General features: G+C 61.3%; 16 protein-coding genes. 5 read left to right on the top strand and 11 right to left on the bottom strand.

The window, feature by feature from the left end; translation table 11 throughout:
- The first annotated feature begins 16 nt into the window (after positions 1 to 16).
- The gene (phoU, locus tag FGK63_RS05370; protein ID WP_138841195.1) at positions 17 to 718 is read left to right on the top strand and encodes a phosphate signaling complex protein PhoU; all 702 of its coding nucleotides are present in this window, start codon (positions 17 to 19) and stop codon (positions 716 to 718) included.
- An 11-nt stretch (positions 719 to 729) separates the two neighbouring features.
- Positions 730 to 1,419 carry a phosphate regulon transcriptional regulator PhoB gene (phoB, locus tag FGK63_RS05375; RefSeq protein WP_138840588.1) on the top strand — a complete coding sequence of 230 codons (690 nt, stop codon included), beginning with the start codon at positions 730 to 732 and terminating at the stop codon, positions 1,417 to 1,419.
- On the opposite strand, the gene FGK63_RS05380 is transcribed toward phoB, so the two are convergent.
- Positions 1,416 to 2,327: a LysR family transcriptional regulator gene (locus FGK63_RS05380; RefSeq protein ID WP_138840589.1), complete on the bottom strand. Its 912-nt coding sequence runs from the start codon at positions 2,325 to 2,327 to the stop codon at positions 1,416 to 1,418. The genes phoB and FGK63_RS05380 overlap by 4 nt on opposite strands.
- Positions 2,328 to 2,424: 97 nt before the next feature.
- Here FGK63_RS05380 and FGK63_RS05385 point away from each other — a divergent pair, with 97 nt between their 5' ends.
- From FGK63_RS05385 to FGK63_RS05395, 3 genes are all read left to right on the top strand, one after another.
- Positions 2,425 to 3,654 (top strand): acyl-CoA dehydrogenase, encoded by a 1,230-nt coding sequence (locus tag FGK63_RS05385; RefSeq protein WP_138840590.1) that lies wholly within the window; start codon positions 2,425 to 2,427, stop codon positions 3,652 to 3,654.
- Positions 3,655 to 3,817: 163 nt separating this feature from the next.
- Entirely contained in the window at positions 3,818 to 5,563 is a 1,746-nt protein-coding gene (locus FGK63_RS05390; protein ID WP_138841196.1) for a SulP family inorganic anion transporter, read from the top strand.
- A gap of 236 nt (positions 5,564 to 5,799) precedes the next feature.
- Complete coding sequence (locus tag FGK63_RS05395) at positions 5,800 to 6,564, top strand: SDR family oxidoreductase (protein ID WP_138841197.1); 765 nt, start codon at positions 5,800 to 5,802, stop codon at positions 6,562 to 6,564.
- Here the strand turns inward: FGK63_RS05395 and FGK63_RS05400 are convergent.
- From FGK63_RS05400 to FGK63_RS05445, 10 genes are all read right to left on the bottom strand, one after another.
- Positions 6,561 to 7,430, bottom strand: coding sequence for an acyl-CoA thioesterase (locus FGK63_RS05400; protein WP_138840591.1), 870 nt, complete (start codon positions 7,428 to 7,430; stop codon positions 6,561 to 6,563). The genes FGK63_RS05395 and FGK63_RS05400 overlap by 4 nt on opposite strands.
- Positions 7,431 to 7,477: 47 nt before the next feature.
- Complete coding sequence (locus FGK63_RS05405) at positions 7,478 to 8,713, bottom strand: serine hydrolase domain-containing protein (RefSeq protein ID WP_138840592.1); 1,236 nt, start codon at positions 8,711 to 8,713, stop codon at positions 7,478 to 7,480.
- Positions 8,714 to 8,791: 78 nt separating this feature from the next.
- Positions 8,792 to 9,535, bottom strand: coding sequence for an enoyl-CoA hydratase/isomerase family protein (locus FGK63_RS05410; RefSeq protein WP_138840593.1), 744 nt, complete (start codon positions 9,533 to 9,535; stop codon positions 8,792 to 8,794).
- 155 nt (positions 9,536 to 9,690) lie between these two features.
- On the bottom strand, positions 9,691 to 10,488 hold the full coding sequence (locus FGK63_RS05415) for an IclR family transcriptional regulator (protein ID WP_138840594.1): 798 nt from the start codon (positions 10,486 to 10,488) through the stop codon (positions 9,691 to 9,693).
- 7 nt (positions 10,489 to 10,495) lie between these two features.
- On the bottom strand, positions 10,496 to 11,524 hold the full coding sequence (locus tag FGK63_RS05420) for a phosphotransferase family protein (RefSeq protein WP_138840595.1): 1,029 nt from the start codon (positions 11,522 to 11,524) through the stop codon (positions 10,496 to 10,498).
- Between the two features lie 9 nt (positions 11,525 to 11,533).
- The gene (locus tag FGK63_RS05425) at positions 11,534 to 12,184 is read right to left on the bottom strand and encodes a histidine phosphatase family protein (RefSeq protein ID WP_138840596.1); all 651 of its coding nucleotides are present in this window, start codon (positions 12,182 to 12,184) and stop codon (positions 11,534 to 11,536) included.
- Between the two features lie 3 nt (positions 12,185 to 12,187).
- Positions 12,188 to 13,189 (bottom strand): NAD(P)H-dependent flavin oxidoreductase, encoded by a 1,002-nt coding sequence (locus FGK63_RS05430; RefSeq protein ID WP_138840597.1) that lies wholly within the window; start codon positions 13,187 to 13,189, stop codon positions 12,188 to 12,190.
- A 57-nt stretch (positions 13,190 to 13,246) separates the two neighbouring features.
- Positions 13,247 to 14,068: an SDR family oxidoreductase gene (locus FGK63_RS05435; protein ID WP_138840598.1), complete on the bottom strand. Its 822-nt coding sequence runs from the start codon at positions 14,066 to 14,068 to the stop codon at positions 13,247 to 13,249.
- Positions 14,069 to 14,078: 10 nt separating this feature from the next.
- Complete coding sequence (locus tag FGK63_RS05440) at positions 14,079 to 15,194, bottom strand: acyl-CoA dehydrogenase family protein (RefSeq protein ID WP_138840599.1); 1,116 nt, start codon at positions 15,192 to 15,194, stop codon at positions 14,079 to 14,081.
- A 4-nt stretch (positions 15,195 to 15,198) separates the two neighbouring features.
- Positions 15,199 to 16,362, bottom strand: coding sequence for an acyl-CoA dehydrogenase family protein (locus tag FGK63_RS05445; protein ID WP_425471833.1), 1,164 nt, complete (start codon positions 16,360 to 16,362; stop codon positions 15,199 to 15,201).
- Positions 16,363 to 16,420 lie beyond the last annotated feature (58 nt).

Genomic DNA, 16,420 nt, shown 5'->3' on the forward strand with positions numbered 1-16,420 from the left:
GGACAGGTACATGACAATGTCGGAAAAGCACATCACATCGGTTTACGATCGGGATCTGGAAGCAGTACAGGCCCACATCATGAAGATGGGCGGGCTGGTCGAAGCCGCGATCACGAGCGCGGCGCGGGCCCTTGAAGCACGTGACGAAGAGCTGGCGCAGCAGGTTCGCAAGGGCGATGCCGCTATCGACGCGCTGGAGGAATTGATCAACGAGGAAGCCGCCAGGCTGATCGCGTTGCGTTCACCTACAGCCGGCGATCTTCGGCTTGTCCTGTCAGTGCTGAAGGTTGCCGCCAATCTTGAACGCATCGGCGACCAGGCTAAAAACATTGCCAAAAGAACGGCGGTTTTGGTTGACGTTCAGGATGTCAACGGCAGCACTTCGGCCCTGCGGAGAATGGCGCGCGAGGTCGAATTGATGCTGCACGACGCGCTGGACGCCTATATCCAGCGCGATTCCGAACTTGCCAGCGATGTGATCGACCGCGACAAGGACGTCGACCAGATGTACAACGGTCTGTTCCGGGAACTGCTGACCTACATGGCCGAGGATCCGCGCAGCATCTCGGCCTGCATGCACTTACATTTCATCGCCAAGAACATCGAGCGCATGGGCGACCACGTGACGGGCATAGCCGAACAAGTGATATATCTGGTCACGGGAAAGCGGCCGACCGATGCCCGCCCCAAGGCCGATACCACGTCGCAAATCATCTAGGAGGCGCCCGCATGAGTTCGGATCAGCCTACGGTTCTTGTCGTCGAGGACGAACCAGCGCAGCGCGAGGTTCTGGCCTACAATCTCGAGGCCGAAGGTTTCCGGGTGTCCAGAGCCGCAAACGGCGACGAGGCGCTGCTGCTGGTGGACGAAGAGTCGCCCGACATCATCGTACTTGACTGGATGATGCCCAACCTCAGCGGCATCGAGGTTTGCCGCCGCCTTAAATCCAAGCCCGAGACACGGTCGATCCCGATCATCATGCTGTCGGCGCGGACCGAAGAGGTGGACAAGGTTCGCGGGCTCGAGACCGGCGCCGACGACTATGTGGTCAAGCCATACTCGGTCGTGGAGTTGATGGCGCGGGTAAGGACACAGTTGCGGCGGGTGCGACCTGCGACCGTAGGATTGCGCCTGGAATACGAAGACATCGTGCTGGATTCGGAAACCCACAAGGTCAGCCGGGGCGACAAACCGCTCAAGCTGGGACCGACCGAGTTCCGCCTTTTGAGCACCTTCATGGAAAAACCGGGGCGCGTCTGGAGCAGGGAGCAACTTCTGGACCGGGTCTGGGGACGCGACATCTATGTCGACACGCGGACCGTGGACGTCCATATCGGCCGCCTGCGCAAGGCTTTGACCGAACATGGCGGCGAAGACCCTGTGCGCACGGTGCGCGGCGCGGGATACGCACTGGGTTAACGGGGCAGGGCGTCTTCGGGCTGCGCCTGCGACGCCAGCCAATGGCGGAACTCGCGCAGAGAAGGGTCGTTCGACTTCGACTTGGGCCAGACGAGGTAATAGGCGCCGACCGTTTCCACCGCATCCGGATAGGCCGCCATCAGCTTGCCCGTCGCCAGATCCTGCTCGACCAGGTAGTTGGGCAACAACGCCACACCCAACCCGTGGATCGCGGCCTGGCTGATCGTCGAGAACTGATCGTGGACGGTTCCGGGCAGTGGGTCGGACCGCTCTACGCCCATCTGTTTGAACCAATCCTGCCAGGCGCGCGGGCGTGTCTGGATATGCAGCAGCGGCAGCCGCAGCAGATCCTTCGGCGATTTCGGCGCCCCGTTCGGCAAAAGCGAAGGCGCACAGACCGGTAGGACCCGCTCCAGTTTCAGCAGAAGGCGATCCGTTCCGGGCCAGTCCGGCTCACCGAAATGCAGTGCTGCATCAAATGGTTCGGTGGCAAAGCTGAACGGGCGCAGGCGGGTGGACATGTTGATGGTGATGTCCGGGTGCAGACGAGCGAATTCCGGCAGCCGCGGCATCAGCCAACGCATCCCGAAGGTCGGCAGAATGGCCAGGTTTAGCGTTCCTCCGACAGGCGCCACATGCAGCCGCAACGAGGCTTGCGCGATGCGATTCAGGGCCTCGCGGATTTCCCGGACATAGTCCTGCGCGATCGGTGTCAGCGACAATCGTTTGCGATCGCGCTGGATCAATTCGACGCCCAGTTGCGACTCGAGCGACTGCAACTGGCGGCTGACGGCGCTTTGCGTCAGCGCCAACTCCTCGGCAACGGCAGATGCCGAGCCGAGACGGTCCAACGCTTCGAGGGCACGCAAGGACGAGATCGAGGGAAGATATCGGCGCGGAGTATCCATATATGCGTTCTACTCATGAAACCTTGCGAAAGTCTCGCTGTTTTTTGCGTTTCTTGCGGGGTAGGGTGCCTCAAAGTCTGAATCGAGGAGATGCGCCATGAATGCGCCCGTAAGCAAACCGACCCTGCGCGCCAAGGATGCGCCCGATCTTGGCAAATTCGATTGGGAGGATCCTTTCCGCCTGTCCGACCAGCTGACCGAAGACGAACGGATGATCGCGGCCAGCGCCCGCGCTTATGCCCAGGAAAAGCTGCAGCCGCGCGTGACCGAAGCATTCCAGAACGAAGAGACCGACCCTGAAATTTTCCGCGAAATGGGTGAGATGGGGCTGCTGGGCACCACCACTCCCGAACAGTATGGCGGCATCGGTGCGGGCTATGTTGCCTACGGCTTGGTCGCGCGCGAAGTGGAGCGGGTGGATTCCGGCTATCGCTCTATGATGTCGGTGCAAAGCTCGCTGGTGATGTACCCGATCTATGCCTACGGCAGCGAGGAACAGCGGCAGAAATACCTGCCCAAGCTTGCCAGCGGCGAGTGGATCGGCTGTTTCGGCCTGACCGAGCCTGACGCGGGCAGCGACCCGGCCGGCATGAAAACCCGTGCCGTAAAGACCGAAGGCGGTTATCGCCTGACCGGTAGCAAGATGTGGATTTCGAACGCGCCCATCGCCGACGTGTTCGTGGTTTGGGCCAAGTCCGAAGCGCATGACGGCAAAATCCGCGGCTTCGTTCTGGAAAAAGGCATGAAGGGCCTGAGCGCACCCAAGATCCAGAACAAGCTGAGCCTGCGGGCCTCGATTACCGGCGAGATCGTGCTGGACGGCGTCGAAGTCGGCGAGGATGCGCTGCTGCCGCATGTTCAGGGCCTCAAAGGTCCGTTCGGCTGTCTCAACCGTGCCCGCTACGGGATCAGTTGGGGTGCGATGGGGGCTGCCGAATGCTGCTGGCACGCCGCGCGGCAGTACGGGCTCGACCGTCAGCAGTTCAACCGCCCGCTGGCCCAGACCCAACTGTTCCAGCGCAAGCTTGCGGACATGCAGACCGAAATCGCACTGGGCCTTCAGGCCAGCCTGCGCGTCGGCCGCCTGATGGACGAGGCCAACGCGGCGCCCGAAATGATATCGATCGTCAAGCGGAACAACTGCGGCAAGGCGCTGGACATCGCGCGCATGGCGCGGGACATGCATGGCGGCAACGGGATCTCGTTGGAGTTTCAGGTCATTCGCCACATGGTGAACCTCGAGACGGTCAATACTTACGAAGGTACCCATGACGTTCACGCTCTGATCCTTGGCCGGGCGCAGACCGGGCTGCAGGCCTTTTACTGATCGAAAAACCAGCAGTGTTCTTCAGGCGCGCCCAAAACGGGCGCGCTTTTTTCGTTCGGGAAGGCTTCACATTTCTGCCAGAACCTTTATATGCAAAAACACGAATATGAATCTGTGTAGCAACATGCAGGGGCAGGGGACGGCAATGGTCGGACTGGTGAGAATGACAGGAAGGACTGAGCGCCTGCGCGAGTTTTTTCCGATTCTCGAATGGGCGCGCGACTATGACCGCGGCAACCTGACAGGGGACCTGACGGCGGCGGCGATCGTGACGATCATGCTGATCCCCCAATCGCTTGCCTATGCTTTGCTGGCAGGACTGCCCGCCGAAGTCGGGCTATACGCTTCGATCCTGCCGCTGGTCGCCTATACGGTTTTCGGCACCAGCAGGGCTTTGGCGGTGGGTCCGGTGGCAGTTGTGTCGCTGATGACGGCTACGGCGCTTGCACCGCTTGGGCTTTCCAGCGTGACTGAATATGTCGCCGCGGCCGGGGTCCTGGCGCTTCTTTCAGGTATGTTTCTTGTGGCCATGGGCGCCCTGAAGATGGGCGCGCTTTCAAGCCTGCTGTCGCATCCAGTCATCGCAGGTTTCATCTCGGCGTCGGGCCTTCTGATCGCGGCAAGCCAGTTGAAACACATCCTCGGAATCCCGGTATCGGGCCACACGTTCCCTGAGATCCTTGTAGAGATCTTTGTCCAATTCGGCCGGACGAACGTCGCTACCTTGGCAATCGGCGCAGCGACGTTGGCGTTCCTGTTCTGGGCCCGAAAGGGACTGGCAAGGGCCCTTGTCCGCAAGTGCAACGTTACCCAGCATTTCGCCTCAACGGCTGCGCGGATTGGTCCGGTGTTTGCCGTGATCGGAACGACCTTTTTGACCTGGGCCTTGAACCTGCCGGAACTCGGCGTGGCCATCGTCGGCGAGGTTCCGACCGGTTTTCCGCCCCTTGGCCTGCCCGGCATCGACACCAGCCTGATATCGCAGCTTGTCGCTCCTGCGATCCTGATCTCCATCATCGGATACGTGGAAAGCGTTTCGGTGGCCCAAACCCTGGCGGCAAAGAAAAAGCAGCGTATAGGGCCGAACCAGGAACTCATTGCCTTGGGTGCGTCCAACATCTCATCCGCGCTTTCTGGCGGATACCCCGTTACCGGGGGATTTGCCCGGTCCGTGGTGAACTTCGACGCAGGCGCCGAAACGCCAGCCGCTGGCGCCTTCACAGCGGTCGGGCTTCTTTTTGCCGCGTTGGCGCTGACGCCGCTTTTGTTCTTTTTGCCCAAGGCCACACTGGCGGCGACAATCATCGTCGCTGTGTTGTCCCTGGTTGATCTGACGATCCTGAAACACGCGTGGGATTATTCCAAAGCGGATTTCGCGGCGGTCTTCGCCACGATGGCCCTGACTTTGACCATGGGCGTCGAAATCGGCGTCGCCAGCGGCGTCGCCGTGTCGCTTGTCCTGTTCGTCTGGAAGACCGCGCGTCCGCACGTGGCCGAGGTGGGGCAGGTGCCGGGAAGCCATCACTTCCGGAACATCCACCGCCACCAGGTGCTGACCGATCCCGCCATCCTCACTCTGCGGATCGACGAAAGCCTTTACTTCGCTAATGCACGCCGCATGGAGGATTTGATCCTGGCGCGCGTGCATCGTAACCGCGACGAGATCCGCCACGTGGTCCTGATGTGTTCGGCCGTCAACGAGATCGACCTGAGCGCCTTGGACTCGCTCGAAGCGATCAATCAGCGTTTGCGGGATCTGGACGTTACGCTGCACCTGTCCGAGGTGAAGGGACCAGTAATGGACCGCCTCAAACGCAGTCACTTTCTGGATCATCTTTCAGGACGAGTTTTCCTGTCACAGCATGAAGCGTTCCACGGGTTGAAGGGGGCTGATACAGTGGCTGCGTGAATCGATCACACGTAAAACGCATAATCGGTATTATGGTAAAATGATTGGTGGCCGCTGAGGTGACGCCACGTTTCCAATTTTCCTGACGACGTTTCTGTTGGTTGGCGGGCCTACCGTGCATACGCTTTTGCCCTGGAATGGAAAACCGATGCTTCTAACGGCATGAGTGAAAATGGCGTAACGGCAATGCGTTGCGGCTGGTTCTTTGTCGGAGACACGATGCACAAGGATTACGCATGGAATTGACGGAAAAGATCGTTGTCGTGACCGGTGCCGCCGGTGGTATCGGCAAAGGTTTGGCGGAACGGTTCGCCCAGGAAGGTGCAAAGACCGTGATCTGCGCGGACATCGACCTGGCTGGCGCACAACGTGTTGCCGAAGGGATCGGTGGCGTGGCACTCCACTGCAATGTCGGACGCGAAGCCGATATCCGGTCGCTTGTCGAAGCGGTCGAAGACCGGATTGGCCCGATCGACCTGTTCTGCTCCAACGCCGGGATTCTGACACTTGGCGGCGTTGACGTGCCCGATGAGCAATGGCAGCGCACTTGGGAGATCAACGTGATGTCGCATGTCTGGGCTGCGCGTCATGTCGTACCCCGCATGATCGCTCGCGGGGGCGGCTATTTGCTGAACACCGCTTCGGCGGCCGGTCTGCTCAACCAGCCGGGCGCAGCCCCATATGGCGTGACGAAACACGCCGCCGTCGGGCTGGCCGAATGGCTGGCGCTGACATATGCCGACAAGGGAATCGGCGTATCGGTTCTATGCCCGCAGGCAGTTCGGTCGGCAATGATCCAAGGGCATGAGGACTCGGTTGCCGCAATCGACGGAATATTGGAACCCGAACAAGCAGCCGACGCCTGCATCGAGGCTATCCGCGAGAACCGGTTTCTGGTCCTGCCGCATCCTCAAGTGCAGGATTACATCCGCCTGAAGGCGTCGGACTACGATCGCTGGATCGGCGGAATGAGCAAATTAAACAGTAAGTTCGGCGGTTAAGTTGAGGTCTTACGGCGCCGCATGAGACCCTCTTGCGCGACCGACGCCACCAGCATGCCATCCTCGGTGTAGATCGCGCCGCGATTGAAGCTGCGGCCATGCCCGGTCCAGGGCGCGTCCATCGTGTAGAGGTGCCAGTTCTCGAACCGGATCGGGGCATGAAACCACATGGCGTGATCCAGGCTTGCCCCGTTCACTTCGCGCTTGAACCAGCTCAGCCCGTGGGGCCGCAAACCGCTGCTCAGCAGGGCCATGTCCGAGGCATAGGCCAGCAAAAGATGCTGTGTCTTCGGATCGGCCCCGGCGGCTGCTTTCATGCGGAACCACAAATGATTGCGGTCGTCGCCTGGCGATGGATCGAATAGGTCCAGCGGATCGACCTCGCGCACCTCGATGGGTCGTTCGCGCAGAAACTCCGTACGAAACTTCTCGGGAACGCGGTCCAGATACCTTTGGCGCAGCTCGTCCCGCGTCGGATGGGCATCCGGCCCTTCGACACCGGGCATGGGGTGCTGGTGATCCCATCCGTCGTCCTGAACATGGAACGATGCCGACAAGTTCAGGATCTGTTTCCCGTGCTGGATCGCAACGACACGGCGTGTGGTGAAGGAACCTCCATCACGTGCTCTATCGACTTGATAAACAACCGGAATGCTCGGATCACCGGGGCGGATGAAATAGGCGTGCAACGAATGACACAACCGATCTTCGACCGTCCGATAGGCCGCAGCCAATGCCTGCGCGACCACCTGCCCGCCATAGATGCGCGTCGGCGTTTCGCCGCCCGACCCTGTGCCGCGGAACAGGTCCACCTCCAGCCGTTCGATGTCGAGAAGGTCGAGGAGTGTCTTTTCCGCTTCGTTCATGCCATTTCCCTTGTTCGGCCCGCCATTAGAACAGGCCGAAACCTTCGTCAATCTGCAAGAGCCCCATGGATCAGCGCCTTGAGCTCCGACCGCGATGGATAGGAACTGGAAGGTGACAGCTGGGTGAAAAACACCACCGTCAGATCATGCCTCCGGTCCAGCCAGAAGAAGGTCGAAGCCATTCCACCCCAACTGAAATCCCCCACCGAACCCGGAACGCGCGCCCTGCCCGGTTCCAGCACCACCGCGCCGCCCAAGCCAAAGCCCATACCTTCCATAGGCTGTTCGGCAAAGCTTTGCGGACCCATCGACGCGATGTCGCCCGGCAGATGGTTGCGCATCATGAAATCCAGCGTCTTCGGACTCAGCAGTCTGTGCCCATTGGCCTCGCCGCCCCAGCGCAGCATCTCGGCAAAGCGGCGATAATTGTCGATGGTGCCGACAAGCCCGCCGCCGCCCGAATACATGCTCGCACCTTCAAACGGAGAGCTGCCGGCCTGGTCCACTAGGCGCAATGTCTCTCCGCCGCTCTTCGCCGCGTTCAGAGCCATGGCGTCGCCCGCAAGCGGCGTGTAGAGCGACGCGAACCGGTCCCCTGCCCCATCCGGTACGGAAAACGCTGTCTCCGCCATGCCCAGGGGCTCGAAAATTTCTTCGGCAAGGAAACGGTCGAGCGTCTTGCCCGACACCACTTCGACGACTCTTCCCAGCACGTCTATTCCCACCGAATACTCCCAGCGCGAACCCGGCTGGAATGCCAAAGGTAGGTCTGCGACCTTGTTCACCATGTCGGCCAGCACGCCCTGGTTGGGCTTGAACATCAGGTCCTGCTCGTCCATCGCCCGCGCCAGTACGCCCGGGTTGAACGGGTAGCTCAGGCCGCTTGTATGGGTCAGCAGCTGGTGCAAAGTCGGGGAAACGGAAGGTTCCACCTGATCGATCCGTTCCGCTCCATTCACCAGTGCCTGCATGTCGCTGAAAGCAGGAAGGAAATTGGCCACAGGCGCATCCAGGTGAAAATCCCCGCGCTCGGCCAGCATCATCACGGCAACCGAAGTGATCGGCTTGGTCATGGAATAGATGCGCGCAAGGGTATCACGCTCGAACGGCAGGTCATTCTCAAGGCTACGCCATCCACAGGCGTGGAAATAGACCTCGTCACCGCCGCGCGTCACCAGCACCGAACTGCCGGGATACTTCCGCTCGTCGACATAGCGTTGCATCCAGACACCGATGCGATTCAGCCGAGTCCGGTCAAACCCATGCGTGTTGGCGGTTTTCATCGTCACTCCCTTTCTCAGCGCCCGGTTGCCCGAGTGTCCTCCGACCGGTGCGGCGAGGGAAGTACGTAGGAATACATATCACCCGATCATCCGCTTCATGGCGTCCCGGGTTTCGTCGTTGAACCAGCCGCCTTCCGGCGCGTTGCCGCCGGCGGCCATGCTTTCCTCGATCAGGGAAATCACCGCTTGCCTGATCTGCCGTTTGACCGATGCGTAGGTCCGCGGCGGGATCTGCGCCAGCGCCCGAGCCTCCTGGACTGCGCGGGACAGCACGTCGGCGTCGATCACGTCGATCACGCCAACACGCTGCGCACTGTCCGCATCCATTGGCTGCCCCGTCAGCAGCAGCCTTCTGAGTGTGTTCGGATCCAGCGTCGCGCGGGCGATTTCCATTGGACCTACAGGAAAATCCACGCCGACCCGCACTTCGGCCAGCCCCAGCTTGGCCTCCGGCGCGGCAACCCGGAAATCCGAGGCGAGCACAAAGAACAACCCGCCCGCAATGGCGGCGCCGTTCACGGCGCAAACCGTCGGTTTCGGGCAGGCAAACAGGGTCAGAAAGCCGACATTCAGCCCTTCGACTATGGCTTGTTGTTGCGCCACATCGAAATTCTGGGCTTCCTTCAGATCAAGTCCTGCCGAGAAAACCTTGAAGGCGCTCGATAAAACGATTGTGCGGGTATCCGGATCCCGGCTCAGCTCGTCCATTTCGGCGGCGAAGCTCATAAGAAACTCGGCACTCAGGGCATTCACCGGTGCGCGATTCAATTGCAGTTCGACGATGCCGTCTCCGTGATGCTTGCGTGTCAAAAGCTCAGCCATTTGCACCCTCTCCGGTTTGTCGCTGCAAAAACATTAGCCAGATGTGCAGGCCCCGGTCGACAGGCGATCGGGGATGATGTCGCGGTTACCTTGGGTCGCGACGGTTAGCAAAGTGGACGGCCCTCTTTCCCTGGCCTGACGGCCCAGCTAGGCCGTTATGGCGCAAGCCCGAGAAACCGGGCCGCTTCCCCAAGCGGCTTGGCATAGTCCCGCTCCAGTTGCTCGGGCTTCACATGAAAGCTCGGCCCCCCGACGTTAAGACCGAAAACCCGCCCCTCGTCCAGGGAATGCACCGGTGCCGCAATCGCATTCACGTCTTCGCGCCACAGACCATATCCGGTGCAAAACCCGCGCTCTTCATGATCCGCCTGCGCCTTTTGGATCGTTTTGCGCAACTGGGCTTCCTGCGCTCCGAGATCTTCCACCGCACACGCAATCGCGGCCTCGCGCGCGTTTGGCGTCATTCCGACTAGGATCGCCCGGCCCATGGCGGAAGAAAACAGCGGCAGGCGTGATCCGACATGCATCGTCAGCGCCACGGTTTCGCGCGAGCGATGCACGGCGACATAGACCACTTCGGCGCGGTGCGCTTCGCCCAAAGCCGCTGTAATGTAGGAATTTGGCCCGTTTCGCAGCGCCCGCAGCACTTCGGACGCCCTGTCGCGAATATCCATGCCTGCCAACACGCCGAAACCCAGTTGCAGCACACCGGCGCCAAGCCTGTAGGCGCCCCCTTGCCGGTCCTGCACCAGATAGCCCAGATGGCACAAGGTATGGGTCAGACGCGAAACGGTCGGTTTCGGCAGGCCCGTTCTTTCCGAAAAATCAAGGTTCGACAGGCTGGTCTCTCCGGGGCGGAAACAGCGCAGGATGTCCAATCCGCGCGCCAGCGCGGTAACGAAGTTCCGATCCTTTTCCTCGTCCGGCGTCGCGCCCAGATCCAGTTCCGACATGCCACACCTATCGACCGAGCGCCGCAAGCCCGTGCTGCGCGAACATCGGCACGTATTGACCGAGTTTCTTTGCCCGCTCGGGGTTCGACGCGTTCCCGTCCAGCGCGCGCTTGTAGACGCCCTGAATGATCGCCGCCATCCGGAAGAAATTGAAGGCAAGATAGAACCCGAAATCGTCAATCCCCGCCAGCCCGCGCCTTTCGCAATAGCGCGCGATGAACTCCTGATCCGACTGCAATCCCAGGCTCGCCCGGTCGATGCCCGCCAACCCGCGCCCTTCCTTTCCCGGAGGCATCTGCCACTGCATGATCACCGCAGCAAGGTCGGCATAGGGATGACCGATGGTCGAAAGCTCCCAGTCCAACACGCCCAGACAGGCCGTGCCGTTCTTTTCGAACATCATGTTGTCGATGCGGTAGTCGCCGTGCACAAGTGTCCGCTGCCCGTCATCGGCAGGCAGGTCCCGGTTCAGCGCGTCGATCAGATCGTCCATATCCGCAATCGCCCCGGTCTCCGAGGCCCGGTACTGCTTGGTCCAACGGCCGATCTGGCGTTCAAAGTAGTTTCCCGGCGGCCCGAAATCCGACAGCCCGACCTTGTCCACATCGACCATATGCAACTCGGCAAGTACCCGGTTCATCTCGTCGAAGACCGCCGCGCGGGTTTCGTTGGCTTCCCCATCCATCGTGGGTTCGAAAAAGTTTCGGCCGTCCAGATGCTCCATCACGTAGAAGGTCGAGCCGATCACGCTATCGTCCTCGCACAGCAGGTACATCCTGGCGACCGGAACCTTGGTATTCGCCAACGCCCTTTGAACCCGGAACTCACGATCTACGGCGTGGGCTGATTTCAACAGCACTCCTGGCGGTTTGCGCCGCAGGACATAATTCCGTTCCGGCGTCTTCAGCAGGAAGGTCGGGTTGGACTGGCCCACGGTGAACTTGGTGGCCTGCAACGGGCCCTGGTACCCCTCAAGATGCTTCCGCAGATAGGCATCGACGGCGTCCAGATCGAGGGATTGGGTGTCTTGGCTCATGACGGATCCTCAGCTGTAGGTCAGCAATGCAGCATGTTCGGGCGGCGCGAAATGCGGCGTGGCGTTGAATTCGTGAAGGAAAAAGGCGCGGGGCGTGAATATGAAACGCGTCATCGAGGTGTTCTTGACCTGCAGGTTCAGCGCGATCATCTGTTCCGGCGGCGCATCAAGACTTGCGGCGACCAACTGCCCGATAGCGCCACCTGAACTGATGACGAGAACGCGTTTGGCTTCGGTCCCGGTGGCAAAAACCTTGGCCGCCTCGACCCGAGACTTGAACGCAGCCCAGGTTTCACGCGCGCCGACGACTCCGCCCGCCTGCCAGTCCCGCAGCGTGTCGCGCAAGGTTCGAAAGTGGGTCTTGCGGTCATTCTGTACCGGGCCGGGAATGGTGCCGCCGAACCGGACACGCAGCAGGTCGTGGAAATCATACTCGTTCCAGCCCGGATGTTCATCGGGTTCTTCCTTAAACCCCATCGACTGCAAGGTTTGTTTTTGCCGCGCCAGGGTACCTGTGACCAGGCGGTCCGGAACCCATCCCATCCGGCGCAAAGTTTCGCCCGCAATCACGGACTGCCGGTGGCCCAACTCACTCAACTGGTCGTAATTCTCGGCCCCGAACGAGGCCTGAGCGTGACGAACGACCAGCAACTCCGCCATGGTTTACCCCATGAACTCGGCGGTCAGTCTGGCGCCCGCGGCCCGGTACTCCCGGTCGATTCGATCCACAAGCTCGGCCGCATGAACGATCTTGGTCACACCGCCGATACCCTGCCCCGAGCCCCAGATTTCCTTCCACGCCTTCGGCTTGGAAGATCCCTGGCCGAAATTCATCGTGGACGCGTCCGCCGACGGCAGGTTGTCCGGATCCATTCCTGCCCGCACCACGGACTTCTTCAGATAGTTGCCGTGCACGCCGGTAAAGAGCGAGGAATAGACGATATCCTCGGCACCGCTCTCGACGATCATGCGTTTGTATTCCTCTTGCGCATTCGCCTCGTGGGTGGCGATGAAGGGAGACCCGACATAACCGAAATCCGCGCCCATGGCCCGCGCCGCCAGCAGCGACTCGCCGCAGGCGATGGCGCCCGAAAGGGCAATCGGCCCGTTGAACCACTGCCGGATTTCGCGAACCAGCGCCATCGGAGACTGTTGACCGGCGTGCCCGCCTGCGCCTGCAGCTACGGCGATCAGCCCGTCGGCGCCTTTTTCGATCGCCTTCCGCGCAAAAGTGTTGTTGATGATGTCATGCAGCACGACACCGCCGCAACTGTGCGCCGCTTCGTTGACCTCGACCCGCGCGCCCAGCGATGTGATCCAGACAGGTACCTTCCAGCGCGCGCAGATCTCGAGATCCCGTTCAAGCCGCGCGTTCGAGCGATGGACGATTTGGTTAACGGCGAACGGCGCGGCGGGATTGTCGGGATTTTGCTGGTTGTGGCGGTCCAGCTCCTCGGTAATCCGCTTCAGCCAGACTTCGAGCAGCGGCGGTTCTCCATCCGCCTCGCGCGCGTTCAGCGCCGGGAAGGCTCCGATGATCCCGGCCTTGCACTGGGCGATCACCAGTTCAGGTACCGAGATGATGAACAGGGGCGAGCCGATCATCGGCAGGCGCAGCCCGCGCAGTTGTTCAGGAAGGTGGCTGTCGTCTCGTTTCCAGGCCATGTCTTTCATGTCCATCCCTTGCTTGCATTTTGAGTGAAAAATTCGGTCCAACACATTCTACTGAAGCGCTTTTTCAAAGATGTTCTGCCCGGCCATGACATTGATGCCGCCCGAAACCGGAATAACCGCGCCGGTGACATAGGAACCGCCCCTGCCGCACAGGAACAACATGCAGCCCGCGATATCCTCGTCCCGGCCCACACGTTTCAGCGGCACGTCCGACCCGACCTTTTCGCGCATTTCCCGGTCCGCCGTGGCGAAGGCCGTCATGCGCGACACGAAGGGCCCCGGGGCCAGCGCGTTGACGGTGATCGCATGGGGCGACAACTCCTTAGCCATGATCTTGGTCAGGTGGATGACCGCTGCCTTGGACGCGGAATAGCTGTAGGCGCCGTCGCCCATCGGGATCTCTCCCATCACCGAGCCCACATTCACAACCCGCGCCGGGTCTTCCACCGTTCCGGACTTCATCAGCATCGGCAGCAGTTTCTGGGTCAGGTCGAACACACCGGCCACGTTGACCGACATAACCTTGTCCCAGGCCTCATGTGGAAACTGCCCCATCGGAGCGCCCCAGGTGACGCCTGCATTGTTCATCAGGATATCAAGGGTTTCCGTGCGCTTCTTGACTTCGGCGACCAGCGCATCCACACCGCCCTTGCTGCCGACGTCGCCCGCAAACCCTTCCGCCGTACCGGGCGCGTCCAAAGCGTTCAGTTCGATCGCGACAGCCTCGCAGGCGTCGCCCTTGCGCGAGGCGATCAGCACGCGGGCGCCCGCACGCACAAGTGCTTCGGCGGCCATCCGACCGATGCCGGTGGCGCCGCCCGTAATCAGCGCGGTCTTGCCGTGAAGAGAAAACAGAGCTTCCGGTGTCATGTGTTTATCCTTAGAACCCGCGCGCTTGCGCGACGATGTTTGCGTGGTACCCATAGTCGCCCAACCATTCGGCCGCGACCCTTGCGCGTTTCATGTAGAACCCCATGTCGAAGGCGTCCGTCATGCCGATGCCGCCGTGCATCTGAACGCCTTCCTGCACGGCGCGCTGTGCCGTGTCGGTGGCACGCGCCTTGGCGAGCGACACGGCCAGCGAAGCATTGCCCGGATCGTCATCAAGCATCCGGCCAGCGTGCATGATGGCCGAGGCCGTCACTTCGCATTCGCACCAAAGATGCGCCGCCCGGTGCTGCAGCGCCTGGAAGGCCCCGATCGGAACGCCGAATTGCTTGCGCTCCTTGAGGTATTCCACGGTCATGCCGAAGGCCCCGGCGGCGAGGCCGGCCATCTCGGCGGCCAATGCAGCCTGCCCTGCCTCCAGCGCGGGTTTCAGGACGGTCATGGCGTCGTCCACCTGCCCCAGGACATCTTCCCCGGTGGCAACCACCTCGTCGAACCGGATATCCGCCGTATCCCGGCTGTCTATCGTCGCTCGGCGTTCTCGGCTCACTCCCTCCCTGCCCGACGGAATGTCGAACAGCGTCAACCCGTTGCCGGTACGCGCCAGAACCAGCAGGCGGTCGGCATTGCCGCCATCGACCACGAACCGCTTTTCGCCGTTCAGCCGGAAGCCGTTGCCATCGGCCCGAGCCTCCATCCGGGTATTGGCGGGGTCAAACTTGGCCCCTTCGTCCACGGCCAGGGCATAAGTTGCCTGGCCTGCCGCTATTCGGCCAAGCGCCTCGGTCGCGCGCCTGTCCGATACCTGGCGCAGCGCCGTCGCGGCGATTACTGCCGTCGATATGAAAGGGGACGAAGCCAAAGTCTTGCCCATCTCGCCAGCCAGAACACAGGCCGCAGCATGGCCCATGTCCGAACCGCCTGCAGCTTCGGGCACCAGAATCCCGGCCCAACCCATTTCGACCATGGCCTTCCAAAGCCCCGGGTCCGCCGTTTCCCCCGAATCCCGCATGTTCCGCAGACGCGAGACGGGGGCTGCGCCATCCAGGAAACCGCGCGCGGCCTCCGCAAGAAGGGCTTCTTCGTCTGTCCTTACTAGCTTCGCCATGTCGTCAACCCGGCAGCCCAAGCACGCGCTTGGAAATGATTGAAAGCATCACTTCGGAGGTGCCGCCTTCGATGGAATTCGCCTTGGTTCTCAGCCAGTTCGGCGCCCGGTCGTCGTCCCAGCCCAAGGCATCGGATCCACCCGCTGCCATCACCAGTTCCAGCCGCCGCTTGTTCAACTCGGTCCCCATGTATTTCAGCATGGCCGAGGCATCGCCTGCCCCCTGCCCGGCCTCGGCCTGATCCTTGTAGCGTTCCAGCGTCAGGCCGACCGCAAGGCCATCGATCTCGGCGCGCATCGCATCGGCGCGCAGAACCGGATCGGTCAGCCCCGTCTCGCTGTCGGCCAGAACCGCGCCAAGCGGCCTGCCCGCGCCCATCGTGCCGCCAGCAGCCGAAATCATCTCGCGTTCGTGGGTCAACAGGTACTTGGCCACGTCCCACCCCCGGTTGACTTCGCCCACGACCAGATCTTTCGGCACCTTCACATGGTCGAAAAACGTCTCGCAAAATGGTGAAACGCCCGAAATCAGCTTGATAGGCCGGGTCGAAACGCCATCGCTCTGCATGTCGATCAGAACAAAGGAAATACCCTTGTGCTTCGGTGCGTCACGGTCTGTCCGCACCAGCGCAAATATCCAGTCGGCCTTGTCGGCATAGGATGTCCAGATCTTCTGTCCGTTGACCAGCCAGTGATCGCCCTTGTCCTCGCATCGTGTTTGCAGGCTGGCGAGGTCGGACCCCGCGCCGGGTTCGGAATAGCCTTGGCACCAGCGGACTTCACCGCGGGCGATCGGTGGCAGATAGTGCTTTTTCTGCTCATGCGTGCCGAAATGCAGCAACGCCGGGCCCAGCATCCAGATGCCAAAGCTTTGCAAAGGGTAGCGCGCGTTCAGGCGGCGCATCTCGTCGTGAAATATCTTTTCCTGCTCGCGGTTGAGCCCGGCCCCGCCGTATTCGACCGGCCAGGTCGGCACCGTGTAGCCTTTGGTGACGCAGCGTTCCAACCAGGTCCGCTGGGCGTCGGATGCGAATTTCCAGTTCTTTCCGCCCCAGCAGATGCTAGCCTCGTCATTACGGCCGTCCCGCATTTCGTCGGGGCAATTATCCTCAAGCCAGGCGCGCAATTCGCCCCGAAAAGCTTCTGGTTCCGTTGCTTCCATGCCCATGTCTCCTCCCGCACAGAAAGCCGTTTCGCATAGCAAAATTGCATTTCGAAAGCTGGTT

The sequence above is a fragment of the Ruegeria sediminis genome, from assembly GCF_005938215.1.
GTDB classification, from domain to species: Bacteria; Pseudomonadota; Alphaproteobacteria; order Rhodobacterales; family Rhodobacteraceae; genus Ruegeria; species Ruegeria sediminis.

Bases quoted from the DNA above. Each gene is read 5' to 3' on its own strand.
- FGK63_RS05405 (WP_138840592.1), bottom strand. From the start codon at position 8,713: ATGAAAACCGCCAACACGCATGGGTTTGACCGGACTCGGCTGAATCGC.
- phoU (WP_138841195.1), top strand. From the start codon at position 17: ATGTCGGAAAAGCACATCACATCGGTTTACGATCGGGATCTGGAAGCA.
- FGK63_RS05385 (WP_138840590.1), top strand. From the start codon at position 2,425: ATGAATGCGCCCGTAAGCAAACCGACCCTGCGCGCCAAGGATGCGCCC.
- FGK63_RS05435 (WP_138840598.1), bottom strand. From the start codon at position 14,068: ATGACACCGGAAGCTCTGTTTTCTCTTCACGGCAAGACCGCGCTGATT.
- FGK63_RS05425 (WP_138840596.1), bottom strand. From the start codon at position 12,184: ATGGCGGAGTTGCTGGTCGTTCGTCACGCTCAGGCCTCGTTCGGGGCC.
- FGK63_RS05445 (WP_425471833.1), bottom strand. From the start codon at position 16,362: ATGGGCATGGAAGCAACGGAACCAGAAGCTTTTCGGGGCGAATTGCGC.
- FGK63_RS05420 (WP_138840595.1), bottom strand. From the start codon at position 11,524: ATGAGCCAAGACACCCAATCCCTCGATCTGGACGCCGTCGATGCCTAT.
- FGK63_RS05390 (WP_138841196.1), top strand. From the start codon at position 3,818: ATGACAGGAAGGACTGAGCGCCTGCGCGAGTTTTTTCCGATTCTCGAA.
- FGK63_RS05395 (WP_138841197.1), top strand. From the start codon at position 5,800: ATGGAATTGACGGAAAAGATCGTTGTCGTGACCGGTGCCGCCGGTGGT.
- FGK63_RS05430 (WP_138840597.1), bottom strand. From the start codon at position 13,189: ATGGCCTGGAAACGAGACGACAGCCACCTTCCTGAACAACTGCGCGGG.
- phoB (WP_138840588.1), top strand. From the start codon at position 730: ATGAGTTCGGATCAGCCTACGGTTCTTGTCGTCGAGGACGAACCAGCG.
- FGK63_RS05400 (WP_138840591.1), bottom strand. From the start codon at position 7,430: ATGAACGAAGCGGAAAAGACACTCCTCGACCTTCTCGACATCGAACGG.
- FGK63_RS05415 (WP_138840594.1), bottom strand. From the start codon at position 10,488: ATGTCGGAACTGGATCTGGGCGCGACGCCGGACGAGGAAAAGGATCGG.
- FGK63_RS05440 (WP_138840599.1), bottom strand. From the start codon at position 15,194: ATGGCGAAGCTAGTAAGGACAGACGAAGAAGCCCTTCTTGCGGAGGCC.
- FGK63_RS05410 (WP_138840593.1), bottom strand. From the start codon at position 9,535: ATGGCTGAGCTTTTGACACGCAAGCATCACGGAGACGGCATCGTCGAA.
- FGK63_RS05380 (WP_138840589.1), bottom strand. From the start codon at position 2,327: ATGGATACTCCGCGCCGATATCTTCCCTCGATCTCGTCCTTGCGTGCC.